The 24,476-nt window shown below is 58.9% G+C and carries 19 protein-coding genes; 3 read left to right on the plus strand and 16 right to left on the minus strand.

All coding sequences use genetic code 11. From position 1 onward, the window contains the following. Positions 1–10: 10 nt before the first annotated feature. Positions 11–382 (minus strand): response regulator, encoded by a 372-nt coding sequence (locus BS627_RS06810; protein WP_077982436.1) that lies wholly within the window; start codon positions 380–382, stop codon positions 11–13. 131 nt (positions 383–513) lie between these two features. On the opposite strand from BS627_RS06810, the gene BS627_RS06815 reads away from it, so the two are divergent. From BS627_RS06815 to BS627_RS06825, 3 genes are all read left to right on the plus strand, one after another. Continuing rightward, positions 514–822: a DUF3572 domain-containing protein gene (locus BS627_RS06815; RefSeq protein WP_077982437.1), complete on the plus strand. Its 309-nt coding sequence runs from the start codon at positions 514–516 to the stop codon at positions 820–822. Positions 823–891: 69 nt separating this feature from the next. After that, a complete protein-coding gene (locus BS627_RS06820; protein WP_077982438.1) occupies positions 892–2,175 on the plus strand; it encodes a DNA polymerase IV in 1,284 nt (427 codons plus the stop codon). A 167-nt stretch (positions 2,176–2,342) separates the two neighbouring features. Then, positions 2,343–3,581 carry a L,D-transpeptidase family protein gene (locus BS627_RS06825; protein WP_077982439.1) on the plus strand — a complete coding sequence of 413 codons (1,239 nt, stop codon included), beginning with the start codon at positions 2,343–2,345 and terminating at the stop codon, positions 3,579–3,581. A 22-nt stretch (positions 3,582–3,603) separates the two neighbouring features. On the opposite strand, the gene dnaE is transcribed toward BS627_RS06825, so the two are convergent. From dnaE to nuoG, 15 genes are all read right to left on the minus strand, one after another. Beyond that, complete coding sequence (gene dnaE / locus BS627_RS06830) at positions 3,604–7,104, minus strand: DNA polymerase III subunit alpha (protein WP_077982440.1); 3,501 nt, start codon at positions 7,102–7,104, stop codon at positions 3,604–3,606. 433 nt (positions 7,105–7,537) lie between these two features. Then, a complete protein-coding gene (locus BS627_RS06840; protein WP_077982441.1) occupies positions 7,538–8,221 on the minus strand; it encodes an ABC transporter ATP-binding protein in 684 nt (227 codons plus the stop codon). A 15-nt stretch (positions 8,222–8,236) separates the two neighbouring features. After that, positions 8,237–9,544, minus strand: a complete 1,308-nt coding sequence (locus BS627_RS06845; protein WP_077982442.1) for a lipoprotein-releasing ABC transporter permease subunit — start codon at positions 9,542–9,544, stop codon at positions 8,237–8,239. Positions 9,545–9,669: 125 nt separating this feature from the next. Next, a complete protein-coding gene (proS, locus tag BS627_RS06850; RefSeq protein ID WP_077982954.1) occupies positions 9,670–10,992 on the minus strand; it encodes a proline--tRNA ligase in 1,323 nt (440 codons plus the stop codon). A gap of 636 nt (positions 10,993–11,628) precedes the next feature. Then, on the minus strand, positions 11,629–11,898 hold the full coding sequence (locus BS627_RS06855) for a DUF1467 family protein (RefSeq protein ID WP_077982955.1): 270 nt from the start codon (positions 11,896–11,898) through the stop codon (positions 11,629–11,631). 166 nt (positions 11,899–12,064) lie between these two features. After that, on the minus strand, positions 12,065–13,732 hold the full coding sequence (locus BS627_RS06860) for a ribonuclease J (RefSeq protein WP_077982443.1): 1,668 nt from the start codon (positions 13,730–13,732) through the stop codon (positions 12,065–12,067). A gap of 203 nt (positions 13,733–13,935) precedes the next feature. Beyond that, on the minus strand, positions 13,936–14,676 hold the full coding sequence (locus BS627_RS06865) for a biotin--[acetyl-CoA-carboxylase] ligase (RefSeq protein ID WP_165691158.1): 741 nt from the start codon (positions 14,674–14,676) through the stop codon (positions 13,936–13,938). Positions 14,677–14,702: 26 nt separating this feature from the next. After that, positions 14,703–16,145, minus strand: a complete 1,443-nt coding sequence (gene nuoN / locus BS627_RS06870) for an NADH-quinone oxidoreductase subunit NuoN (RefSeq protein ID WP_077982445.1) — start codon at positions 16,143–16,145, stop codon at positions 14,703–14,705. 18 nt (positions 16,146–16,163) lie between these two features. After that, positions 16,164–17,675 carry an NADH-quinone oxidoreductase subunit M gene (locus BS627_RS06875; protein ID WP_063951192.1) on the minus strand — a complete coding sequence of 504 codons (1,512 nt, stop codon included), beginning with the start codon at positions 17,673–17,675 and terminating at the stop codon, positions 16,164–16,166. Next, a complete protein-coding gene (gene nuoL, locus BS627_RS06880; RefSeq protein WP_077982446.1) occupies positions 17,675–19,672 on the minus strand; it encodes an NADH-quinone oxidoreductase subunit L in 1,998 nt (665 codons plus the stop codon). Before nuoL ends, BS627_RS06875 begins: the two co-directional genes overlap by 1 nt. Before the next feature lie 7 nt (positions 19,673–19,679). Beyond that, a complete protein-coding gene (gene nuoK, locus BS627_RS06885; RefSeq protein WP_003521516.1) occupies positions 19,680–19,988 on the minus strand; it encodes an NADH-quinone oxidoreductase subunit NuoK in 309 nt (102 codons plus the stop codon). A gap of 27 nt (positions 19,989–20,015) precedes the next feature. Next, positions 20,016–20,630, minus strand: coding sequence for an NADH-quinone oxidoreductase subunit J (locus BS627_RS06890; protein WP_003521517.1), 615 nt, complete (start codon positions 20,628–20,630; stop codon positions 20,016–20,018). Positions 20,631–20,766: 136 nt separating this feature from the next. Beyond that, on the minus strand, positions 20,767–21,258 hold the full coding sequence (gene nuoI, locus BS627_RS06895) for an NADH-quinone oxidoreductase subunit NuoI (protein WP_077982447.1): 492 nt from the start codon (positions 21,256–21,258) through the stop codon (positions 20,767–20,769). A gap of 36 nt (positions 21,259–21,294) precedes the next feature. Continuing rightward, complete coding sequence (nuoH, locus tag BS627_RS06900) at positions 21,295–22,341, minus strand: NADH-quinone oxidoreductase subunit NuoH (protein ID WP_077982448.1); 1,047 nt, start codon at positions 22,339–22,341, stop codon at positions 21,295–21,297. Between the two features lie 13 nt (positions 22,342–22,354). Then, a complete protein-coding gene (gene nuoG, locus BS627_RS06905; RefSeq protein ID WP_077982449.1) occupies positions 22,355–24,436 on the minus strand; it encodes an NADH-quinone oxidoreductase subunit NuoG in 2,082 nt (693 codons plus the stop codon). Between the last annotated feature and the right edge of the window lie 40 nt (positions 24,437–24,476).

Genomic DNA, 24,476 nt, shown 5'->3' on the forward strand with positions numbered 1-24,476 from the left:
CCCAGTCGCCTCAAGCATCGCCCAGATAAGTCTTGATGACTTCGATGAATTTTGGAACGGAAATCGGCTTAGACACATAGGCCTCGCATCCGCCCTGGCGAATGCGTTCCTCGTCGCCCTTCATGGCGAAAGCCGTGACCGCGATGACCGGAATGATATGCAGCTCGTCATCTTCCTTCAGCCACTTCGTCACCTCAAGCCCTGAAACTTCCGGCAGCTGGATATCCATGAGGATGAGGTCCGGGCGGTGCTTGCGGGCAAGATCGAGCGCTTCCATACCGTTGCGCGTCTGGATCGTCGTATAACCAGACGCCTCGATCAAGTCGCGAAAGAGCTTCATGTTCAGCTCGTTGTCTTCGACTATCATGACCTGCTTGGGCATGGTGAGCAGTCCCCGTTTCGCTTTGAAACCTTCACCCAGACATATAAGTTGTCAGAGAGCCGATTCCATCGTCCATTTGTTGCGCAAGGCTAGAGGGATTTGGTTTCAAAATAGGTAACTTCGGGGAAGAAATGCTGCGCGATACAAAAAACAAAGGCAATGTCGGTCAGGATCCGCAAGAAACGGCGGCCGCCATACTTGGCTGGCTGGCAAACGAACCGGACATGCTGGCGCGTTTTCTGGCGCTGAGCGGGCTGCAGGCCAACATGCTGCGCCAGGCTGTCAACGATCCCGGCTTTCTGGCAGGGCTGACGGATTTCCTGATGAGTCACGAGCCGGACCTGATGGCCTTCTGCGCCGCCACCGATACATCCCCCGAAACCGTGGCCGCTGCCTGGAACCATTTTTCCGGACCGGGGCTGGATTCAGGTGTGTATTGACGAGACGCCCCTTGAGTGGCCATCGCAGCCGGAGTATGGTCGGCAACGTTCTGGTTTTGTTTTCGCCCCATGTCCACGTCGCACCGCTATGATCCCGGTTTTTGCCGTGACTGTCTGGCCGGCCAGCCAGAAGGGCTAAGGCGTTGCCGCGCCTGCGGCAGCCCGCGTCTTCTCTATCATTCCGAACTCTATGATCTGAGCATCGCCCATATCGATTGTGACGCCTTTTACGCCTCGGTCGAAAAGCGCGACAATCCGGAACTGGCCGACAAACCAGTGATCGTGGGCGGCGGCAAGCGCGGGGTGGTTTCCACCGCCTGTTATATCGCCCGTATTCACGGGGTGCGTTCCGCCATGCCCATGTTCAAGGCGCTGGAAGCCTGTCCCGATGCTGTCGTCATCAAGCCGGATATGGAAAAATACAGCCGTGTCGGGCGCGAAATCCGCGCGATGATGCAGGAACTGACGCCGCTCGTGCAGCCGATTTCCATAGACGAAGCGTTTCTCGATCTTTCCGGCACCGAGAGGCTGCATCACGATCCACCGGCTCGTGTGCTGGCGAAATTCGCCCGGCGGGTGGAAAAGGAAGTGGGGGTGACTGTTTCCGCCGGGCTTTCCTATTGCAAGTTTCTCGCCAAGGTCGCGTCCGACCTGCAAAAACCGCGCGGTTTTTCAGTTGTCGGTGAAGCAGAGGCGCTGTCCTTTCTGGCAGCAAGGCCTGTCACCACCATCTGGGGCGTCGGCAAGGCCTTTGCGGCGACGCTGGAGGCGGACGGTATCCGCATGATCGCGCAGCTGCAAGAGATGGAGGAAAGCGAGTTGATGCGCCGCTATGGCGTGATGGGGCAACGCCTCTTCCGGCTTTCGCGCGGCATTGATGAGAGGCATGTGCACAATAACGACCCCGTCAAAAGCGTGTCTTCCGAAACCACCTTCTTCAACGATATTTCCCGCCATGAAGATCTCGTACCGATCCTGCGCTCGCTTTCCGAAAAGATTGCCTGGCGGTTGAAGAAGAGCGGCATCGCCGGCCAGACGGTGGTGCTAAAGATGAAGACAGCAGACTTCAAGCTCCGCACCCGCAACCGCAAGCTGGACGATCCGACGCAGCTCGCCGACCGGATTTTCCGCACCGGCCTTTCGCTGCTGGAAAAAGAAACGGACGGCACCAGGTTCCGCCTCATCGGCATCGGCGTCAGCGATTTGCACGATGCGGGGCTGGCCGATCCTCCCGATCTCGTTGACAGAGAGGCCGGCCGTCGGGCCGCGGCGGAAGCGGCGATGGACAAGCTGCGCGACAAGTTCGGCAAGGGCAGCGTCGAGACCGGCTATACGTTCGGAACACGCAAATAACAGTGGCGGGATTGTGCGACAGGTCGCAATCCTATCCTAGCCGCCTCGCTCCGGATATATTTTAGATTTTACACAAATTAGTGATGTTGCGAAGGAGCGGTCCTTAAGCTTCATTAAACTTCGCATGATTGAGTGAGGCAAGTTTTGTACATGTGGTGTATTGCGTCATGTCCCTTCGCCTCCGTCTTATGGCCGGCATGCTGTCGGCCAGCATTCTTGCCTTTCCGGCGCTTGCCGCTGACAGCAGGTCTCTGCAGATACTGGTATCGAAAAGCGATCAGTCGCTCTCGCTTTATGAGAACGGCCAAATCGTCGCCACCTCAAAAGTCTCCACCGGCAAGGCCGGACATGAGACACCGAGCGGCATATTCTCAATTCTGGAAAAGCGGAAATACCACGAGTCGAATATCTACTCGGCCGCACCCATGCCCTTCATGCAGCGGCTGACCTGGTCCGGCATCGCGCTGCACGAAGGCAAGGTGCCGAACTATCCGGCCTCGCATGGCTGCGTGCGCTTGCCGTCCAAATTCGCCAAGTCCCTTTTCGGCGACACCCGGACCGGCGTGCATGTCATTATCACCGACCAGCCGGTCTCGCTGCGCTTTGTGCAGCATCCGGCGTTGTTTCAGCCGCGCGACGATGCCGATGACGGCAAGCTTCTTCTGTCGGATGTGGAATTGCGCCCGGCAACTTTCGATGCAGCCTTGGGGACGGTCGAAGTTGCCGTCAATGAAAAGACCCAGGCGCTCAAGCCGGCGGTAAAGACCAGGGAGCCCTCGCCCCTGCGCATTCTCATCACCCGGCGCGGCGAACGGGAAAAGGTGATGGATATCCAGACCATGCTGAGCCGCCTCGGTTTCGAAGCGGGTGCAGCCGATGGTTATGCCGGGGAGATGACGATCAGCGCCATCAATGGTTTCAAGCGCTGGAAAGGGCTGAAAACCACCGGGCCGCTTCTGACAGACGCCTTCGTGACGGCGCTTTATGCCTCCGCCGGTGAAGACCACCCACTGAGCGGCCAGATCATGGTGCGGCAGGATTTCAAGCCGCTGTTTGAAGCAGCCATCGACATCAAGGACCCGGAAGTGGCGCTCGGAACCCATTTCTTCGAAGCCGTGTCCGTGGATCGCGCCGCCGGAAACGCCGAATGGAACGGTGTGACGCTGGAAAACCATCTGCCGGCGGCTGCCCGCAAGCGGCTTGGCATCTCCGTTACCGAACCGCCGGGCGGTTTCGATCAACTGAGCGCCGTGCTCGGCCGCCTCGAAATTCCCGCGGAAATACGCAGCCGGATCGAGCAGGAGCTTTCAAGCGGCAGTTCGATCACCGTTTCGGATATCAGTCACCAGCTGGAGACAGGCACTGGAACGGACTTCATCACCGTGACCAAAGAAGGGCCGGTATGAGCGACGTGTGAGGCCTCAGGCCTCACACCAGTTCCACATCGACGACACCGGGCGCGGACCGCAGCGCAGCGGCGATTTCTGGGGAAATGCGGTATTTCTCCGTCAGCTCCACCTCGATCTCACGGCTGCCCTCATCCTTGATGACGATGAAATAGACCGAGCCATCACCCTTTGTGTTGAGGTGGCGGGCAACGGTCTTCAGCGGGCCGGAATCGCGCACATAAACACGCAACGCCTTCTGCATCTGCACGGATTTTTCTTCCAGCGACTGCGCCGTCTGGATACGCAGGCCGATACCTTCCGGGCGCTCTTCCGCCTGCACGGTGATGACCAGCGATTTGCCGACTTCGAGCAGATCGCGGAACTGGCCGAGTCCTTCGGAAAACAGCACCGCCTCATATTGGCCCGACGCGTCCGAGAAGGTGACGATGCCCATCTTGTTGCCGGTGCGGGTTTTGCGCTCCTGCTTGCCGGTCACGGTGCCGGCCAGACGCCCGGCAGTCGCGCCCTGTTTCACCGCGGCGGAAAAATCGGCGAAATTCTGCACCCGCAGCTTTTCCAGCACGGGGCGATAGGTATCGAGCGGATGGGCGGTGAGGTAAAAACCGAGTACCTGATACTCGCGCAGCAGCTTTTCGGAGGCAAGCCAGGGCTGGAAGGCCGGAAGAACCAGTTTTTCCGGCCCGCTTCCGCTACCGGAGCCGAACATGTCCGATTGTCCAATGGTGCGGTTATTCTGCGCCATCTGCGCGTAACCGATAATGCGGTCCAGCCCGCCGATCAGTTCGGCGCGGTCGCGGCCAAAACAATCGAAGGCGCCCGCATTAATCAGGCTTTCCAGCACACGCCGGTTGATCTGCTTGGGATCGATGCGCAGGCAGAAATCCTCAAGGCTCGTGAACGGCTTGCCGTCGCGTACCTGGACGATGTGCTCCACCGCCCCCTCACCCACGCCCTTGATGGCGGCCAGCGAATAATAGATGCGGTTTTCGCCCGTCTCGAACTGGCGGAAGGAGGTCTGTACCGAGGGTGCGACGACCTCGATGCCAAGGCGGCTGGCATCCTGACGGAAATCGTTGAGCTTTTCCGTGTTGGCCATATCGAGTGTCATCGAGGCCGCCAGGAACTCCACCGGATAATGCGCCTTCATATAGGCGGTCTGGTAGGACACGATCGCGTAGGCCGCGGCGTGGCTCTTGTTGAAGCCGTAATTGGCGAATTTTGCCAGCAGGTCGAAGATGGTGTTGGCCTGCGGTTTCGAGACGCCGTTCTTGATGGCTCCGTCGACGAAACGCTCGCGCTGCTTGTCCATCTCCTCCTTGATCTTCTTGCCCATGGCGCGGCGCAGAAGATCGGCTTCGCCGAGCGAATAACCGGAGAGGACCTGGGCGATCTGCATCACCTGTTCCTGATAGACAATAACGCCCTGCGTTTCCTTGAGCAGATGGTCGATGGTCGGGTGGATCGATTCCAGCTCCTCCTCGCCATGTTTGCGGGCGTTGTAGACCGGGATGTTTTCCATCGGTCCGGGGCGATAAAGCGCCACCAGCGCGATGATGTCCTCGATGCAGTCCGGTCGCATGCCGATCAGCGCCTTGCGCATGCCCGCACTTTCCACCTGGAACACGCCGATGGTTTCGCCGCGCGACAACATCTCGTAGGTTTTGGCGTCGTCCAGCGGAATGGCCGCGAGATCGACCGCGATGCCGCGCTTGGCGACAAAATCGACGGCGACCTTCAGCACCGTCAGCGTCTTCAAGCCGAGAAAGTCGAATTTGACGAGGCCCGCGCTTTCCACCCATTTCATGTTGAACTGCGTAACCGGCATATCGGATCGCGGATCGCGATACATCGGCACCAGCTTGGAGAGCGGTCGGTCACCGATGACAATACCGGCGGCATGGGTGGAGGCGTGGCGGTAAAGTCCTTCGATCTTCTGGGCGATATCCAGGAGGCGGGCGACGACCGGCTCCTTGTCCGCCTCCTCCTGCAGGCGCGGCTCTTCCTCGATCGCTTTCGACAGGGGTGTCGGATTGGCCGGGTTGTTGGGCACCAGCTTGCAAATCTTGTCCACCTGCCCATAGGGCATCTCCAGCACGCGGCCAACGTCGCGCAGGGCCGCGCGCGCCTGTAGCGAACCGAAGGTGATGATCTGCGCCACCTGCTCCCGGCCATATTTGGCCTGCACGTAACGGATCACCTCTTCACGGCGGTCCTGGCAGAAGTCGATATCGAAGTCGGGCATCGAAACGCGTTCGGGATTGAGAAAGCGTTCGAACAGCAACGAGAAGCGCAGCGGATCGACATCGGTAATGGTCAGCGCATAAGCGACGAGCGAGCCCGCACCCGAACCGCGGCCCGGGCCGACCGGAATATCATGCTGCTTTGCCCATTTGATGAAGTCGGCAACGATCAGGAAGTAACCGGGGAACTTCATGCGCGAGATGACGCCGAGTTCGAAATCCAGCCTTTCGCGATAATCCTGTTCCGTATAACCGGGCGCCATGCCAAGCGCGGCAAGCCGCTGATCCAGCCCCTCCACCGCCTGTCGGCGCAGTTCCTCGGTTTCGGCCAGCTCGGCTGCTTCCGGATCGTCGCTGGCGCCGGTGAAACGCGGCAGGATCGGCCCGCGCTTTTTCAGCACATAGGAGCATCGGAGCGCGATCTCGACGGTGTTCTCCAGCGCCTCGGGAAGATCGGCAAACAGCGCCGTCATCTCGTCACGGCTTTTGAGGTAGTGATCGGGTGTCAGGCGGAACCGGCTGTCATCGGACACGATGGCGTTATGCGCCACTGCCATCAACGCGTCATGCGCCTCGTAGTCGGCCTTGGAGGGGAAGAACGCCTCGTTGGTGGCAACGAGTGGAATATCGTGTTCGTAAGCCAGACCAATCAGGCGCCGCTCATGGGAGCGGTCGTAACCGGACTGGCGCTGCAATTCGATATAAAGCCTATCACCAAAGAGTGACTTCAGCGTCAGCAGCCGCTCTTTCGCCTGCGCGGCGTGGCCTTCCTTCAGGGCCATATCGACGGGGCCGCCGGAAGCACCGGTCAGCGCTATGAGGCCGGCATTGGAGGCCTCCTCCAGCCATGCGCGGGTAATATGCACGGAATGGCTGCCGCCCTCACCGTCCAGATAGGCGCGGCTGACGAGATCCACCAGCCGCTCATAGCCTTCCGCATTGGCGGCAAGGAGAACGATGGCGGGAAGTTTCTGAAGATGGCTGTTGTGGTTGCGGCGATCCTCCGCCGCATCCTGCATGTCGATGGACAACTGGCAGCCAATGATCGGCTGCAGACCTTCGTCCCGCGCCTTTTCGGAAAATTCCAGCGCGACGAAAAGATTGTTGGTATCGGTAATGGCAATGGCCGGTTGACCGTCCGCGACGGCCTTGGACATGATTTTCTTGAGGGGCAAGGCCCCCTCAAGCAGGGAATAAGCGGAATGAACCCGAAGATGGACAAAACCGGGCGTCTTCAACGTTTCGCCAGAGATCTCTCCACGCATAACCGCATCGCCCATATCATCATCCTGTCACTCTGAATCACGAGGGCGATTTTCCGATTTCCGGCGCTTAATGTCCACCGCTTTGCGGCGTCCATACAGGCTTCTGCGCCGGTGTCTTCTTCACAGGGCGGTGAGGATCACCGAAAAGCTGGCAACAAAGACAGCGATGGAAGCGAAAGCAGCAACGTCACGGATGAAATCAGTCATTGGTCTCTCCTTACTCGTTATGTTCCAATTTTGTTCTCATTTTGTTCGATTGTCAACAGGGTTCTGGCGATATTCCTCTTGCCAATGCGGCAGAATCGCCTTCGGTTCCCGCGTGGGGAACAGCAAGCCACTGACTCCAAAACGAAAAAACCCGGAGGTAAAACACCGCCGGGTTCGGAAAAAATTCAAATGGGGAGAACCGGTGTTCTCTGGAAAGCACCGGATGGATCGGCTTGCCAGTTCAGAAATCGACGATCTTGCCGTCGGCCAGCGTCACGCGTCTGTCCATGCGGGCGGCAAGTTCATGATTGTGGGTGGCAATCAGCGCCGCGAGGCCGGATTGTCGCACCAATGCCTCCAGCGCGTCGAATACGTAATGCGCGGTTTCCGGATCGAGATTGCCGGTCGGCTCGTCGGCGAGCAGCAGGAGCGGCGCGTTGGCGACAGCGCGGGCAATGGCGACACGCTGCTGTTCACCGCCCGAGAGTTCGGCTGGACGGTGTTCGCCGCGATGCCCCACGCGCATATAGTCTAGCAGCGCGCTTGCACGCTTGCGGGCCTCCACCTGGGTGAGACCGGCAATGAGCTGCGGCATCATCACATTTTCCACTGCCGAGAATTCCGGCAGGAGGTGATGGAACTGATAGACGAAACCGATGTCGCTGCGGCGGATCGCGGTGCGCGTTTCATCCGGCAGGCCGTTGCAGGGCGCGCCGTTAATATAGACCTCGCCTGCATCGGGATGTTCCAGCAACCCTGCCAGATGCAGCAGCGTCGATTTACCAGTGCCCGAAGGGGCGACCAACGCGACCATCTCACCGCTTTTCAATTCAAAATCGGCCTTGCGCAGAATGGAAAGCGACGTCTCGCCCTGACCATAGGTTCTCTCGACGCCGGTGAGCCGCAGCACTGTTTTTTTTGCCATATTGCGAAGCGGTCCTTATTCGTAACGCAGGGCCTGCACCGGATCGAGCTTGGAAGCCCGCCAGGCTGGAAAGATCGTTGCCAGGAAAGAAAGGGTCAGCGCCATGATGACGACGGTGATGGTCTCGCTCAAATCCATTTCGGCCGGTAGCTGGCTCAGGAAATAAAGCTGCGGGTCAAACAGCACTGTGCCCGATACCCATGAGAAGAACTGCCGGATCGATTCCACGTTCAGGCAGACGATGACACCGAGCGCCACGCCGGCAAAGGTGCCGACCGTGCCGATGGCAGCCCCCGTCATGAAGAAGATGCGCATGACCGCGCCAGAGCTGGCGCCCATGGTGCGCAGGATGGCGATATCGCTGCCCTTGTCCTTCACCAGCATGATGAGGCCGGAGATGATGTTGAGCGCCGCCACCAGAACGATGAGGGTGAGGATCATGAACATCACGTTTCTTTCCACCTGCAGGGCGGAGAAGAAAGTCTGGTTCCGCTGTCTCCAGTCGGTAATGTAGACCTGCCTTTCGGCCGCCTGCTCCACCAGCGGCCGGATGCCATCGACATCATCCGGGCGGCTCACATAAAGCTCGATGGACTGCACGAGGCCTTCGGCATTGAAATAGAGCTGGGCTTCGGACAGAGGCATATAGATCATCGACGCGTCATATTCCGACATGCCGATCTCGAAGACGCCTGATATCTTGTAGGATTTGACGCGCGGATTGACGCCCATCGGGGTCACGTCACCCTCCGGTGATATGAGGGTGATATCGTCACCCGCCGTAACACCCAGCTGGGCGGCGAGCCTGGAGCCGACGAGAACGCCGTCACCCGCCATGAAGCCGACGAGGTCGCCGGTCTTGATGTTGGTGGCGACTTCCTTGACCTTGTCGATATCCTCCTGGCGCACACCGCGCACCAGAGCGCCGGAACCCGCACCGCCGCGCCCGGAGGCCAATGTCTGGCCCTCCACCAGCGGCAGAGCCATGGTGACGCCCGGAACGGCTGCGAATTTCTTCGCCAGCTCATCATAATTATTGAAGGGCTGGTCGATCGGCTGAACGATCATATGTCCGTTGATGCCGAGAATGCGGGAAATCAGCTCCGTGCGGAACCCGTTCATGACGGCCATGACGATGATCAGCGTCGCCACACCCAGCATAATGCCGACGAAAGAGAAACCGGCGATGACGGAGATGAAGGCTTCCTTGCGCCGCGAGCGCAGATAACGCCATGCCACCATACGTTCAAAAGCAGAAAACGGCCGAGCGGTCTTTGCCCCGGCTGAAACAGCCGCACCCTTGTCAGCCTCGGCTTGTGCCATGTCGTCTCCCTGATCTAAAACTATAAGGCCGGTCTTTTCCGAAAACCGGCCTACATTTCCACGGCATCTGTCTTACGAAAACCGGAGCGGACTTCGCGTGAAGCCGCTCCGTCTTCCGCTCGCTCTTAGCCGAGCACCCTGTTCATCGCCGCCTCGATCGTCACGGTTTCCCGCTCGCCGGTCTTGCGATCCTTGACTTCGACTTCGCCATTCGCGACCGAACGCGGTCCAACGATGATCTGCAAAGGCACGCCAATCAGATCGGCAGTCGCGAATTTCTGGCCAGCACGGTCGTCCGTATCGTCGTAGAGAACATCCTTGCCGGCGTTGGAGAGCTGATAATACAGCTTTTCACAAGCCGCATCGCAGGCCGCATCTCCAGCCTTCATATTGATGATCACGACGTCGAAAGGAGCGACCGAGGCCGGCCAGATGATTCCATTCTCGTCATGCGATGCTTCAATGATGGCGGGAACAAGGCGTGTCGGTCCGATACCATAAGAACCCATGTGGACAGGGTGTTCCTTGCCATCCTTACCCTGCACTTTCGCGCCCATCGGCTCGGAATATTTGGTGCCGAAATAGAAGATGTGGCCAACTTCAATGCCGCGCGCAGAAAGGCGCTCGCCTTCGGGAATGGCGTTATAAGCCGCTTCGTCATGCATTTCGGACGTGGCGGCATAATCGGCCGTCCACTCGTCGAATACGCCCTGCAAAGCTGCGACATCGTCGAAATTGGTGTTTTCAGCGGGAATCGGGCGGTCGAGGAAGCTCTTGTGGCAGAAGACTTCGGATTCGCCGGTATCGGCCAGAATGATGAATTCATGGCTGTGGTTGCCGCCGATCGGGCCGGTATCGGCGCGCATGGGAATAGCGCGAAGGCCAAGGCGCTCGAAGGTGCGCAGGTAAGCCACGAACATCTTGTTATAGGAATGGATCGCGTCTTCCTTGGTAAGGTCGAAGGAATAGGCGTCCTTCATCAGGAACTCGCGCGAACGCATGGTGCCGAAACGCGGACGCACCTCGTCGCGGAACTTCAGCTGGATATGATAGAGGTTCAGCGGCAGGTTCTTGTAGGACTTCACATAGGAACGGAAGATGTCGGTGATCATCTCCTCATTGGTGGGGCCATAGAGCATCTGGCGGTCCTGGCGGTCCTTGATGCGCAGCATTTCCTTGCCGTAGTCATCGTAACGACCGCTCTCCTGCCAGAGCTCGGCGGTCTGCAGCGTCGGCATCAGAAGCTCGATGGCGCCGGAACGATCCTGCTCCTGGCGGATGATCCTGTTCACCTTGTCCAGCACACGCTTACCGAGCGGCAGCCAGGAATAGATGCCAGCCGATTGCTGCCGGATCATGCCGGCGCGCAGCATAAGGCGGTGAGAAACGATCTCCGCTTCCTTGGGATTTTCCTTCAGGATGGGCAAAAAGTAACGGCTGAGACGCATGACGGCTTCCATTGATGCGGACGACAGCGCCACAGGCGCGGGAATCGCCCCGAATAGAGGGATATTGGCGCCGGATATAGCCGTTTCCGGCCCAGATGAAAACCCGCCATGAAAAGAGCGATAAAGGCCATTTCAAGGTATTTTCGCGATAGCTAATTCGCGTCAAAACGCTTTGATCGGAATAATATTCTTGATCCGGTGCGACAAATTGCACCACAGAGAATTTTTTGCCGACTGTAACAAATATGCAAAAAATGAGATGACAAGCATGGGGGTTTGAGCTAGCCTTAGCTTACAAAAGAGGCAGGAAGTTTAAATTCTTGTCATTTTCGCGGTCAGTCTTGGGAGGATCAGATCTTAGGCGCGCTCGTTCGCAGCCCCGGCAACGGTTACAGATCACGCGAAACCTGGAAAACAAGGCTGAAAGGCCTTGTTTTTTTTTGCTTCTGCACAAAGAAACACGCTCATAGCAATATTCCGGTAAAATTATGGCGTTGAATCAGGCACCGGAATGTTCCTGCTGTTTGCACGACGGATATGACATCCATATGACAGAACATCGGTCATATCCGCGGCAAATCGCCGTTAGTCTGAGCGTACGGATGCGCGCGGAATGGCGATTATCTGTGCAACTTTTCAATCGAAAACAGGAATAATTCTCGGAAGATCATCAAGGCTGACGCCGAACCACCAGGTGCCACCGTACCAGAGCCCACAGATCAGGGCCGAGATCAGGGTGGTCCACAAAACGATCCGCCCACCTCTGAACCTTGATGGCGCACTGGCGACCGTGCCCAGCGCCACATCGCCCTCCTCATCCTGAGTACGTAGGCCAATCGGCAGCACGATGAAGAGCACCGTCCACCAGACGATGAAATAAACGGCGAAGACCGAAAGAAGCGGCATGTGATCCTCCTGCACAATGCGTCCTTGTAACGCATTCATCCGCAGATCGGAATCACTTCTCCGCAAGAAAGCCGAAAGAAAAAAGAAGAGCCGCGCTTTGCGGCGCGGCCCTGAAATCGACGGAGAAGAGGCAGACGCCCAGGCCGATTGCCGGGAAGCTACCCGCTCAAACCTTGGTCACGAAAACCGTCACGATCGGCTTCTTGCCCCAGCTCTGATTGGCAGCGGCGCGCACGGCGCGGCGCACCGATTCGCGCAGCAGTGCGAGGTCCTTGCGACGGGCGCGCGGAATGCTCTCGACGGCGCCGAGTACAGCATCATAAAGCGTGTCTTCCATCGCCTCATCCTCGTCGTCGAATTCCGGCAGGCCGAAAGGCACGACGTCGGGATCGCCGAGGAAGTCGTAACGACTATCCAGCACGACATTGACCGCGACATGGCCGGCAAAGGACAGCTTGCGGCGGTTGCTGATGCCCATTTCGTCCATGTCACCGACGAGATTGCCGTCCTTGAAGACGCGGCCGTGCGGCACGTCATCGATGACTTCCGCAGGACCCGGCGCAAGGCGCAGAACGTTGCCGTTGCGCACCTTCGGCACCTGCGAAATACCGGCTTGTTCGGCCAGTTCCTTCTGCGCCACCAGATGTGCCGCCTCGCCATGGACGGGCACGACGATCTGCGGCTTCGTCCATTCATACATCCTCAGAAGCTCGTTGCGGCGCGGATGGCCCGACACATGCACCAGCGCCTCATTGTCCGTGACAATGTGCACGCCCTGTTCGATCAGGCCGTTCTTGATCTCGATAATCGCCTTTTCGTTGCCGGGAATGGCGCGTGAGGAAAAGACGACAGTATCTCCCGACGCAAGCGCCACATTGCGCATCTCGTCGCGGGAAAGCTTGGCGAGCGCTGCACGCGGTTCGCCCTGCGAACCGGTCAGGATCAGCACCACACGATCACGCGGAATATAGCCGAATTCATCTTCAGCGAGGAACGGCTTGATGCCTTCCATGATGCCGAGATCCTGCGAGACGTTGACGACGCGCTTCAGCGACGAGCCGAGCAGCAGCACCTCGCGGCCGGCAGCTTCCGCAGCCTGCGCAATCGAGCGGATGCGCCCGACATTCGAGGAGAAGGTGGTAACGGCAACGCGGCCTTCAGCATTTTCGATGATCTGACGCAGGCCTTCGGACACCTCGTGTTCGGAGGGCGACACGCCATCGCGCAGTGAATTGGTGCTGTCGCACATCAGTGCCAGCACGCCCTCTTCACCGATGGCGCGGAAGCGGGCTTCATCCGTCAACGGCCCAAGCGACGGCGCTTCGTCGATCTTCCAGTCACCGGTGTGGATGACATTGCCGAGCGGTGTGCGGATGACCAGCGACATCGGCTCCGGTATAGAATGGTTGACACCAACAGCCTCGATTTCGAACGGCCCGACATTGATCCGGTCACCAGCCTTGAAGATCGTCAGCGGAATTTCAGCGCGCGTGCCCTCATAGGCGCGCTTCGCCTCCAGCATGCCGGCCGTGAATGGCGAGGCATAGACCGGCACATTGAGGCCGGGCCACAGATCGTTCAGCGCCCCATAATGATCCTCATGGGCGTGGGTGATGATGATGCCCTTGAGGTTCTTTTTCTGCTCGGCGATGTAACTGATGTCGGGCAGCACGAGATCGACACCAGGAAGATCGAGACCGGCAAAGGTCACGCCGCAATCCACCATGATCCATTCGCGCTTGCTTGCCGGCCCGTAGCCGTAAAGCGCCAGATTCATCCCGATTTCACCCACGCCGCCGAGCGGCACAAAGACCAGTTCGTCCTGTTTAGCCATTGTTTTTCTTATCCATTCACGAAAGCGCGCAGGCAACGGCAATTGGCCGTGCCCGCCGCTCTCTCAAGCATCGGACCTGTTGAACCATCTGATCGACCGGGCCGATGCGGAACCGGTTTGTCACCCTGCATTTCATGAGCCGCAGGAAAGCTCCAACCTCTGGGACAGGGTTCGGCGCGGCCTTTTAGCCATCACCGTTCACCTCATCCGAAAAACACATCGCCGGCGGCGATCGAGCGTCTTGCGCCCTCGTCCTCATCCAGCAGCAGATAACCATTATCATCAATTCCAACAAAACGCCCGCCAATCGAACGGTCAGGGAAATTGACGGTGATATGTTCACCAATACCGCAGGCCGCTGCCCGCCAGCTGGCAATGATGCCAGATACGCCCCTGCCCTCATCCCATTCGCGCAGAACCTCGGCCGTCTCACGGAAGAGATGTGCAAACAGTTCATCGGGCGAGCAAGACGCACCGTGCTCGGAGAGCATGGTGACGGGATAAAGTGGATTGTCCGGCTTATGGGCGATATTAATACCGATACCGATGACGATGGCGCGCCGGCCGTCAGGCAAAAGCTCCGCTTCCATCAGAATGCCGCAGGTCTTGCGGCGGCCGATCAGCACATCGTTCGGCCATTTGATTTCAAGCGCTTCACCGCCCGGCGGCAGCACCGCGCGAATGGCGCGATAGACAGCCAGCGCAAAAGCGAGCGGCAGGGAGCCGATGCGTTCCATCGGTGCGGGATCGATCAGAAGAAGCGAAGCGTAAAGATTTCCGGGTTCCGAAACCCAGGGCCTGCCACGGCGGCCGCGGCCGCCGGTCTGGCGGATGGCGGTAACCCACAGGTTGCCGCCATCACCCGCCCGCGCCCGGGCGAAACATTCCAGATTGGTCGATGGCGTTTCCGCCATCGCCTCGTGCCTGATATCATCGATGGACATCCGGCCCGTATTCCTTCGTGTATTGCTCAAAAGAAGGTCTTCGCCGCAGCAGTGACGGCGTTGCCAAGCGCACCGCCGAAGACGATGAAGGCGACGGTGAAGAGAGCCGAAAGCGCGTAAACCACCTTCAATTCACCCGACGGACGCTCAAATTTGTCCTTGGCCTCATCGAACCACATGACCTTGACGACGCGGATATAATAATAAGCGCCGACGACCGAGCCGATCACACCGATGATGGCGAGCGGATAGAGCTTCGCTTCGATGGCGGCCAGGAAGACGTAGTACTTGCCGAAGAAGCCGGCGAGCGGCGGAATACCGGCAAGCGAGAACATCAGGATGGTCAGAACAACCGCCATGAAGGGGTTGGAGGACGACAGACCGGCCAAATCCTCGACGGTTTCGACATTGCCGATCTCCTTGCGGCGCATGGAGAGAATGCAGGCGAAGGTGCCGAGCGTCATGACCATGTAGATGGTCATGTAGAGAATGACGCCAGCAACACCGGCTTCAGTGCCCGCAGCAAGACCGACCAGCGCATAACCCATGTGACCGATCGAAGAATAAGCCATCAGGCGCTTGATGTTCTTCTGACCGATCGCGGCAAAAGAGCCGAGCAACATCGAGGCGATGGAGATGAACACGACGATCTGCTGCCAGTCGGCGAAGACCGGCTGGAACGCCTCGATGACAATGCGAACGAGGATCGCCATGGCGCCGATCTTCGGTGCAGCCGACAGGAAGGCCGTAACCGGGGTCGGTGCGCCTTCATAAACATCCGGCGTCCACATATGGAACGGCACAGCGGAAATCTTAAACGCCAGACCGGCGAGAACGAAGACCAGACCGAAGACGAGGCCGAGCGAACGGGTTTCCGATGCCAGAACCTGCGCGATTTCGGTGAAGCCGGTATTGCCGGTGAAACCGTAGACCAGCGACATGCCGTAAAGCAGCATACCGGAAGACAGCGCGCCGAGCACGAAATACTTCAGGCCTGCTTCCGTGGAGCGCAGGCTCTCACGGTTGATGGCGCAGACGACGTAAAGCGCCAGCGACTGCAGTTCCAGCGCCATGTAGAGCGAGATAAGGTTATTGGCCGAGATCATCAGCAGGATGCCGAGCGTCGCGAGCACCAGCAGCACCGGATATTCGAAACGGCCGATGGGTTCGAAACGGCCCTGGCCGACGGCCAAGATCATGGCGGTGATGGAGCCGATCAGCGCCAGCACCTTCATGAAATTACCGAAGGTATCGGCGATGTAGACACCGCCGAAGGCCACGCCCGAAGCGGGGGCAAAGATGATCCAGAGACCGACGACGAGCAGGAGGGCAACGGCAAGGCCGGTGACCGTCGTTGTCGACTTGTCGCCCGAGAAGACGCCAATCATGAGCAGCGCCAGCGCGCCGACCGCAAGGATCAGCTCGGGCGTCGCAATGTGCAGACTGGCAAAAAGGATTTCAGCGGTCATGTCCAACGGGTCCTGTCGTCAATTCATAGAGAGCGCAACATTTTGCGCCGCCTGCAGTGCAGCCGAATAGTTGTTTACCAGAAGATCGACCGATGCGGCTGTCGCATCGAACACCGGTGCCGGATAGACACCGAAGAAGATCGTCAGCACGACCAGCGGATAAAGGATGACCTTCTCGCGGGTCGACAGATCGAGCAGGCTCTTCAGGCTTTCCTTTTCCAGCGCACCGAAGATCACGCGGCGATAGAGCCACAGCGCATAAGCGGCCGAGAGGATAACACCGGTGGCGGCAAAGAGTGCGACCAGCGTGTTGGCGCGGAAAACACCGATCAACGTCAGGAATTCACCGATGAAGCCGGACGTGCCGGGCAGACCGACATTGGCCATGGTGAAGATCATGAAGGCCACGGCATATTTCGGCATGTTGTTGACGAGGCCGCCATAGGCCGCGATCTCGCGGGTATGGAGACGGTCATAAACAACGCCGACGCAGAGGAAGAGCGCGCCCGACACGATACCGTGCGACAGCATCTGGAAGATCGCGCCCTGCACGCCCTGAACGTTGGCGGCAAAGATGCCCATGGTCACATAACCCATGTGGGCAACGGAGGAATAGGCGATCAGCTTCTTGATGTCGTCCTGCATCATCGCCACCAGCGAGGTGTAGATGATGGCGAGAACCGACAGCGTGAAGACAAAGGGAGCGAAGTAATCCGACGCTAAGGGGAACATCGACAGCGAGAAGCGGATGAAACCGTAACCGCCGAGCTTCAGCATGACGCCGGCCAGGATGACCGAACCTGCGGTCGGGGCCTGAACGTGGGCATCCGGTAGCCAGGTGTGCACCGGCCACATCGGCATCTTCACCGAGAAGGCGGCGAAACAGGCAAGCCATAGCCAGGTCTGCATTCCCGCCGGGAAGCCGTATTTCAGCAGTTCCGTCATATCGGTCGTGCCGGCCTGCCAATACATGGCCATGATGGCGAGCATGGTCAGAACCGAGCCGAGCAGCGTGTAGAGGAAGAACTTGTAGGAGGCGTAAACGCGATCCTTGCCACCCCACACGCCGATTATGATGAACATCGGGATCAGCGTCGCTTCGAAGAAGACGTAGAAGAGAACGGTATCCAGCGCCACGAAGACGCCTATCATGACGACTTCCAGAAGCAGGAAGGCGATCATGTATTCCTTGATGCGCTTCTCGATCGAATCCCAGCTTGCCAGCACGCAGAACGGCATGAGGAAGGTGGTGAGGATGACGAAGAGCATGGAGATGCCGTCGACGCCCAGATGATAGGCGGCGATGTTGCCGAACCATTGATGCTTTTCGACCATCTGGAAACCGGGGTTCGAATTGTCGAACCCGATCCAGATGAACAGCGACACGATGAAGGTGAAGACCGTTGTCAGCAGCGAGACGTTGAGAATGTTGCGGCGACCATAGGGGCCGTTCTCATTCGTCAGAAGCAGGAGCACCACGCCGACGAGCGGCAGAAAGGTGACCGTTGAAAGAATGGGCCAATCGGTCATCAGAGGGCACTCCCGAGCATCATCCAGGTGACAAGCGCCGCGATGCCGATCAGCATCGCAAAGGCATAATGATAGAGGTAACCGGATTGCAGGCGAACCATGCGGTTGGTCACGTCAACCACACGCGCTGCAATGCCGTTCGGTCCGTAATGGTCGATCACGGCGACGTCGCCCTTCTTCCACAGGAAGCGGCCAAGCGCCTTTGCGGAACGAACGAAGAGGAAGTCATAGAGTTCGTCGAAGTACCACTTGTTCAGAAGGAACTGGTAGAGGCCACGGTGGGTCGCTGCGAGACGCTTCGGCGTCTCGGGTGACTTGATGTACATGTACCAGGCGGTCACGAAACCAAGCGTCATTGCGACGAACGGGCTCCATTTCACCCACAGCGGAACGTGGTGGAACTCTTCGAGGATCTCGTTTTCCGGAAGCGTGAACAGAGCGCCCTTCCAGAACTCGGCATATTCGTGGCCGAAGAAATAACCTTCGAAGGCAACACCGGCAAAGATCGCGCCGACGGTGAGGATGAAGAGCGGGATCAGCATGACCATCGGCGATTCATGCACATGGTGCATGACGTCGGCAGAAGCGCGTGGCTTGCCGAAGAAGGTCATGAAGGCCAGACGCCAGGAATAGAAGCTGGTGAACAGGGCGGCGATGACCAGCAGCGTGAAGGCAAAACCGGACAGAACCGAATGGGACGCGTAAGCGGATTCGATGATGACGTCCTTCGAGAAGAAGCCGGCAAAACCGATCATCGTGCCCGGAATACCAACGCCGGTCAGCGCCAGAGTGCCGACAGTCATGGTCCAGAAGGTAATGGGGATATGCTTGCGCAGGCCGCCCATGTAACGCATGTCCTGCTCGCCATCGACGGCATGGATGACCGAGCCGGCGCACAGGAACAACAGCGCCTTGAAGAAGGCGTGCGTGAAGAGGTGGAACACGGCAGCGCCATAAGCACCGACGCCGAGCGCCACGAACATGTAACCGAGCTGCGAGCAGGTCGAGTAGGCAATCACGCGCTTGATGTCGTTCTGCACGAGGCCGACGGTTGCCGCAAAGAAGGCGGTGATCGCGCCAATCAGCGTCACGACGGTCAAGGCATCATGCGACAGTTCGAACAGCGGCGACATGCGAGCGACGAGGAAGACACCGGCGGTGACCATGGTTGCGGCGTGAATGAGGGCAGACACCGGGGTCGGGCCTTCCATCGCGTCCGGAAGCCAGGTGTGCAGCAGGAACTGCGCCGACTTACCCATCGCGCCCATGAAGAGCAGCAGGCAGACGCCGGTCATCGCATTGGCCTTGTCCAGATGCATACCGAACAGGTTGATGACCGTATCAGTGGAAGCAGCACCCTCAGCCGGCAGATAGGTCGCGGCGGCAGCGAAGATCGTTTCGAAATTGATCGAGCCGAACAACACGAATACGCCGCCAATGCCGAGAATGAAGCCGAAGTCGCCAACGCGGTTGACGATGAAAGCCTTCATGGCGGCGGCCGATGCGGACGGCTTCTTGAACCAGAAACCGATCAGCAGATAGGACGCCAGACCCACGCCTTCCCAGCCGAAGAACATCTGCAGCAGGTTGTCGGAAGTCACCAGCATCAGCATGGCGAAGGTGAAGAGCGACAGATAGGCGAAGAAGCGCGGACGATGCGGATCGTGGTGCATGTATCCGATCGAATAGAGATGCACGAGCGTCGAGACGGTGTTGACCACGACGAACATGACGGCCGTCAGCGTATCGATGCGGAATGCCCATTCGACATCAATGCCGCCGGACTGGATCCAGCGCAGCACGGTGACCTTGATCACCTCGCCCGGCTCGCCATGGGCAAGCGCTACGGAGAAGAAGACGATCCACGACAGAATGGCGACCACGATCATCAGACCGGTGGTGACATATTCCGAAGCCTTGGCACCGATGGAGCGGCCGAACAGGCCGGCGATCAGGAAGCCGATCAGGGGAAGAAAGACGATAGCCTTGTAGATCATAGCCTTATCAGCCCTTCATCATATTGACGTCTTCGACGGCGATCGATCCGCGGTTGCGGTAGAAGACAACGAGTATTGCAAGACCGATGGCCGCTTCGGCGGCCGCAACGGTCAGAATGAACAAAGCGAAGACCTGGCCGACGATATCGTTCAGGAACGCCGAGAACGCCACCATGTTGATGTTGACCGCCAGCAGGATAAGCTCGATCGACATCAGGATGACGATGACGTTCTTCCGGTTGAGGAAGATGCCGAAGACGCCGATCGTGAAGAGGATGGCGCTGACCGTCAGGTAGTGGGAAAGACCGATTTCCATATTCTGTTTCCTTGGATCCGTTCGCCTTCAGATGCCCTGACCCGGCTTGACCTTGACCGTGGTAACGGCGGTCTTCGGGTCGCGGCCAACCTGCGTGGAGATATCCTGCCGCTTGATGTCGGTGCGATGACGCAGGGTCAGCACGATGGCGCCGATCATGGCCACCAGCAGCACGAGACCGGCGAGCTGGAAGAAGTAGACGTAATTGGTATAGAGCACATCGCCGAGTGCGGCCGTATTGGTGCGTTCGGTCACAGGCGGGATGGGCATAGTGATGGACTTTGCCGCAATCGGGTTCAGCATGCTGCCGCCGACCACAACGATCAGTTCCGCAGCCAGGATGACGCCGATCAGCGCGCCGACAGGTGCATATTGCAGCACCCCGGAGCGCAGCTCGGCAAAATCCACGTCCAGCATCATCACGACGAAGAGGAACAGCACCGCCACCGCGCCGACATAAACCACCAGCAGGATCATGCCGAGGAATTCGGCGCCCGTCAGCAGGAACAGCGCGGCCGCGTTGAAGAAGGTCAAAATCAGAAACAGCACCGAATGAACAGGGTTCTTCGATGCGATGACCATGAACGCAGACGCCACGGCGACGAAAGCGAATATATAAAAGAATACAGCGTGCAGACCCATGTTGGTGCCTTCTTGTCCTCATCGGGCAAAGATGGCTCGAAGGCCCCTCACCCGTTTCGTCCCCGCCGGCGAAAACCGCGCAGGCATTTTACTTTTCATCGCTCTCCGGGGTCGCCCCCGGAAAGACGGTTGCACCTTAACGGTAAGGCGCATCCAGTGCGAGGTTGCGCGCGATTTCACGCTCCCAGCGGTCGCCATTGTCGAGAAGCTTCTGCTTGTCGAAATAAAGCTCCTCGCGGGTTTCCGTCGCGAATTCGAAGTTCGGGCCTTCGACGATGGCATCGACCGGGCAGGCTTCCTGGCAGAAACCGCAATAAATGCACTTCACCATGTCGATATCGTAACGCACCGTGCGGCGGGTGCCGTCATTGCGGCGCGGACCGGCTTCGATGGTGATCGCCTGGGCAGGACAGATAGCTTCACACAGCTTGCAGGCGATGCAGCGTTCTTCACCGTTCGGATAACGGCGCAACGCGTGTTCACCACGGAAGCGCGGCGAGACCGGACCCTTTTCGAAAGGATAATTGATCGTCGCCTTCTGTTTGAAGAAGTGGCGCATCGTCAGCAGGATCGCGCCAACGAATTCCTTGAGGAACAGCGAGTTGACGGCTTGGGAGAGGCTTGCCATCTCAGTCTCCAGATCTTTGAGCGAGGAGTTCAGACATCAACCGGCCCACCCCGTCAGCTTCAATACGAATGCAACAATAACGACCATGGCGAGCGACAGCGGCAGGAACACCTTCCAGCCAAGACGCATGAGCTGGTCATAACGGTAACGCGGAACGAATGCCTTGGTGAGAGCGATCATGAAGAAGACCATGCAGCCCTTCAGCGCGAACCAGACGATGCCCGGAACCCAGTTCAGGAACCATACATCCACGATCGGCAGCCAGCCGCCCATGAACAGGATCGTCGTCAGGCAGCAGATCAGGACGATCGCAGCATATTCGCCGAGCATGAACATCATGTAGGGCGTGGAGCCGTATTCGACCATGTGACCGGCGACCAGTTCCGATTCCGCTTCCGGAAGGTCGAAGGGCGGACGGTTGGTTTCGGCAAGGCCAGAAATGAAGAACACGATGAACATCGGGAACAGCGACAGCCAGTGCCAGTCGAGGAACGATGGCGGCAGGCCGAGCATCGTACCGAGGCCGGTCTTCTGGGCAAGCACGATGTCCGTCAGGTTCAGCGAGCCGACGCAGAGCAGAACGGTGACGATGACGAGGCCGATCGAGACTTCATAGGACACCATCTGCGCAGCGGAACGCAGCGCGCCGAGGAAAGGATATTTCGAGTTCGAAGCCCAGCCGCCCATGATGATGCCGTACACTTCAAGCGACGAAATCGCGAAGATGTAGAGAATGCCGACATTGATATTGGCGACAACCCAGCCATCGGCGAAGGGAATGACCGCGTAGGTGGAAAGCGCCAGCGTCACCGCAACCAGCGGCGCCAGAAGGAAAACGGCCTTATTGGCGCCGGCCGGAATGACCGGTTCCTTCAGGATGAACTTCAACAGGTCGGCGAAAGACTGGAAGAGACCGAAGGGACCAACGACGTTCGGACCACGGCGCAGCTGCACGGCCGCCCAGACCTTACGGTCGGCTAGCAGCAGGAACGCGATGGATACCAGAAGGCAAACGAGAAGCAGCAGGGACTGGCCGACCATGATCAGCGCGGGCCAGACGTAGCTCCAGAAAAACTGTTCCATAAATCCCCTACCCTTACTCTGCCGCAGCCTGGAAATTGTTGCGGGCCAATGCGGAGCACTCGGCCATGACGGCGGATGCGCGCGCAATCGGGTTCGTCAAATAAAAGTCTTTTACCGGCGAGGCAAACGCCGACTTCACGAGCGAGCCGGTCTTGCCGGCCAGCGCCTCAATATCCGCGGCCTCGCCGGCGACGATCTCGTCGGTTTCCGCCAAATGCGGATGCGCGACGTAGAGCTGGCCGCGCAGGGCAGACAGCGAATCGAACGGCAGCTTCTTGCCGAGAACGTCGGACAGTGCACGCAGGATCGCCCAGTCTTCGCGGGCTTCGCCCGGTGCGAAACCGGCGCGGTTGCCCACCTGAACGCGGCCTTCGGTGTTGACCCAGATACCGGATTTTTCGGTATAGGCCGCACCCGGAAGGATGACGTCGGCGTTCATCGCGCCCTGATCGCCATGGCTGCCGATATAGACGGTGAACTTCGCACCCTTGTTCGAGAAGTCGAGTTCATCGGCGCCGAGCAGGAAGAGAACGTCCATGGACGTTACCATTTCGGCAGCAGCAACACCGCCCTCGCCCGGCACGAAACCGATATCGAGACCGCCAACGCGGGCAGCGGCAGTGTGCAGAACGGAGAAACCGTTCCACTCTTCGGTGACAGCGCCGACCGACGTAGCCAGCTTGGCAGCGACGGCCAGTACGGCAGCGCCATCCGTACGGGACAATGCGCCCTGACCGATGATGATCAGCGGGTTCTTGGCGGACTTCAGCTTGTCGATGAAGCTGTGCGAACCATTGGCCAGATCAGACAGCGTTTCCGCGCCCGAGCCGAGATATTCGTAATTGTAGCGCAGCTCACCGGCTTCACCGATCACACCGATCGGGAAACCGCCACGACGCCAGCGCTTGCGGATGCGGGCGTTGAGCACGGCCGCTTCGAAACGCGGGTTGGAACCAACGATCAGCAGGGCGTCGGCCTGTTCGATGCCTTCAATGGTGGAATTGAAGATGTAGCTGGCGCGGCCAAGTGACGGATCGAGCGCTGCGCCGTCCTGGCGGCAATCGACATTGGCGGAGCCGAGCGACGCGAGAAGCGACTTCAGCGCGAACATTTCTTCAACGGAAGACAGATCGCCGGCGATCGCGCCGATCTTGGAACCGGATGTCGCAGCCACTGCGTTCTTGATCGCGCCAAAAGCTTCGCCCCAGGTTGCGGGCTGCAAACGGCCGTCCTTGCGGACGTAAGGCCGGTCGAGGCGCTGGGTCTTCAGGCCGTCCCAGATGAAGCGGCTCTTGTCGGAGATCCACTCTTCGTTGATCGCCTCGTTAACGCGCGGCATGACACGCATGACTTCGCGCCCACGGGTATCGACGCGGATGGCCGAACCGAGAGCGTCCATCACGTCGACGGTTTCGGTCTTGTTCAGTTCCCACGGACGGGCAGTGAAAGCGAAAGGCTTGGAGGTGAGAGCGCCGACCGGGCAGAGGTCAACGACGTTACCCTGCAGCTCCGAGGTCATGGCCTGCTCGAGATAGGTGGTGATTTCGGCATCCTCGCCGCGGCCGATCAGGCCGAGTTCGGCAATGCCGGCTACTTCGGTCGTGAAACGGACGCAGCGCGTGCAGTGGATGCAGCGGTTCATCACCGTCTTGACGAGCGGGCCGATATATTTGTCTTCAACCGCGCGCTTGTTTTCCGCATAACGCGATCCGGCGATACCGAAGGCCATAGCCTGGTCCTGCAGGTCGCACTCGCCGCCCTGGTCGCAGATCGGGCAATCCAGGGGGTGATTGATCAGCAGGAATTCCATCACACCTTCGCGGGCCTTCTTGACCATCGGCGTGTTGGTGAAAACTTCAGGCAATTCGCCGTTCGGGCCGCCGCGAACGTCGCGCACGCCCATGGCGCAGGAAGCGGCCGGCTTGGGCGGTCCGCCCTTCACCTCGATGAGACACATGCGGCAGTTACCCGCGACCGACAAGCGCTCATGAAAACAAAAGCGCGGAACTTCGGCGCCAGCCTCCTCGCACGCCTGCAACAGCGTGAAATGATCCGGAACCTCGATCTCTTTACCGTCAACCTTGAGCTTTGCCATGGTTCTACTTACGTCCTGTTGCCTGTTCGTCCCATGTCTC

This window comes from Agrobacterium salinitolerans (assembly GCF_002008225.1).
Lineage (GTDB): Bacteria > Pseudomonadota > Alphaproteobacteria > Rhizobiales > Rhizobiaceae > Agrobacterium > Agrobacterium salinitolerans.

What these genes read in the sequence shown, in the direction of transcription:
- nuoN (WP_077982445.1), bottom strand. Translation starts at nt 16,145, where the DNA reads ATGACCGCTGAAATCCTTTTTGCCAGTCTGCACATTGCGACGCCCGAG.
- BS627_RS06875 (WP_063951192.1), bottom strand. Translation starts at nt 17,675, where the DNA reads ATGACCGATTGGCCCATTCTTTCAACGGTCACCTTTCTGCCGCTCGTC.
- nuoL (WP_077982446.1), bottom strand. Translation starts at nt 19,672, where the DNA reads ATGATCTACAAGGCTATCGTCTTTCTTCCCCTGATCGGCTTCCTGATC.
- BS627_RS06840 (WP_077982441.1), bottom strand. Translation starts at nt 8,221, where the DNA reads ATGGCAAAAAAAACAGTGCTGCGGCTCACCGGCGTCGAGAGAACCTAT.
- BS627_RS06810 (WP_077982436.1), bottom strand. Translation starts at nt 382, where the DNA reads ATGCCCAAGCAGGTCATGATAGTCGAAGACAACGAGCTGAACATGAAG.
- BS627_RS06855 (WP_077982955.1), bottom strand. Translation starts at nt 11,898, where the DNA reads ATGCCGCTTCTTTCGGTCTTCGCCGTTTATTTCATCGTCTGGTGGACG.
- nuoI (WP_077982447.1), bottom strand. Translation starts at nt 21,258, where the DNA reads ATGGCAAGCCTCTCCCAAGCCGTCAACTCGCTGTTCCTCAAGGAATTC.
- BS627_RS06820 (WP_077982438.1), top strand. Translation starts at nt 892, where the DNA reads ATGTCCACGTCGCACCGCTATGATCCCGGTTTTTGCCGTGACTGTCTG.
- nuoG (WP_077982449.1), bottom strand. Translation starts at nt 24,436, where the DNA reads ATGGCAAAGCTCAAGGTTGACGGTAAAGAGATCGAGGTTCCGGATCAT.
- BS627_RS06815 (WP_077982437.1), top strand. Translation starts at nt 514, where the DNA reads ATGCTGCGCGATACAAAAAACAAAGGCAATGTCGGTCAGGATCCGCAA.
- BS627_RS06865 (WP_165691158.1), bottom strand. Translation starts at nt 14,676, where the DNA reads ATGTCCATCGATGATATCAGGCACGAGGCGATGGCGGAAACGCCATCG.
- nuoK (WP_003521516.1), bottom strand. Translation starts at nt 19,988, where the DNA reads ATGGAAATCGGTCTTTCCCACTACCTGACGGTCAGCGCCATCCTCTTC.
- BS627_RS06825 (WP_077982439.1), top strand. Translation starts at nt 2,343, where the DNA reads ATGTCCCTTCGCCTCCGTCTTATGGCCGGCATGCTGTCGGCCAGCATT.
- nuoH (WP_077982448.1), bottom strand. Translation starts at nt 22,341, where the DNA reads ATGGAACAGTTTTTCTGGAGCTACGTCTGGCCCGCGCTGATCATGGTC.
- BS627_RS06845 (WP_077982442.1), bottom strand. Translation starts at nt 9,544, where the DNA reads ATGGCACAAGCCGAGGCTGACAAGGGTGCGGCTGTTTCAGCCGGGGCA.
- BS627_RS06890 (WP_003521517.1), bottom strand. Translation starts at nt 20,630, where the DNA reads ATGGGTCTGCACGCTGTATTCTTTTATATATTCGCTTTCGTCGCCGTG.
- proS (WP_077982954.1), bottom strand. Translation starts at nt 10,992, where the DNA reads ATGCGTCTCAGCCGTTACTTTTTGCCCATCCTGAAGGAAAATCCCAAG.
- BS627_RS06860 (WP_077982443.1), bottom strand. Translation starts at nt 13,732, where the DNA reads ATGGCTAAACAGGACGAACTGGTCTTTGTGCCGCTCGGCGGCGTGGGT.
- dnaE (WP_077982440.1), bottom strand. Translation starts at nt 7,104, where the DNA reads ATGGGCGATGCGGTTATGCGTGGAGAGATCTCTGGCGAAACGTTGAAG.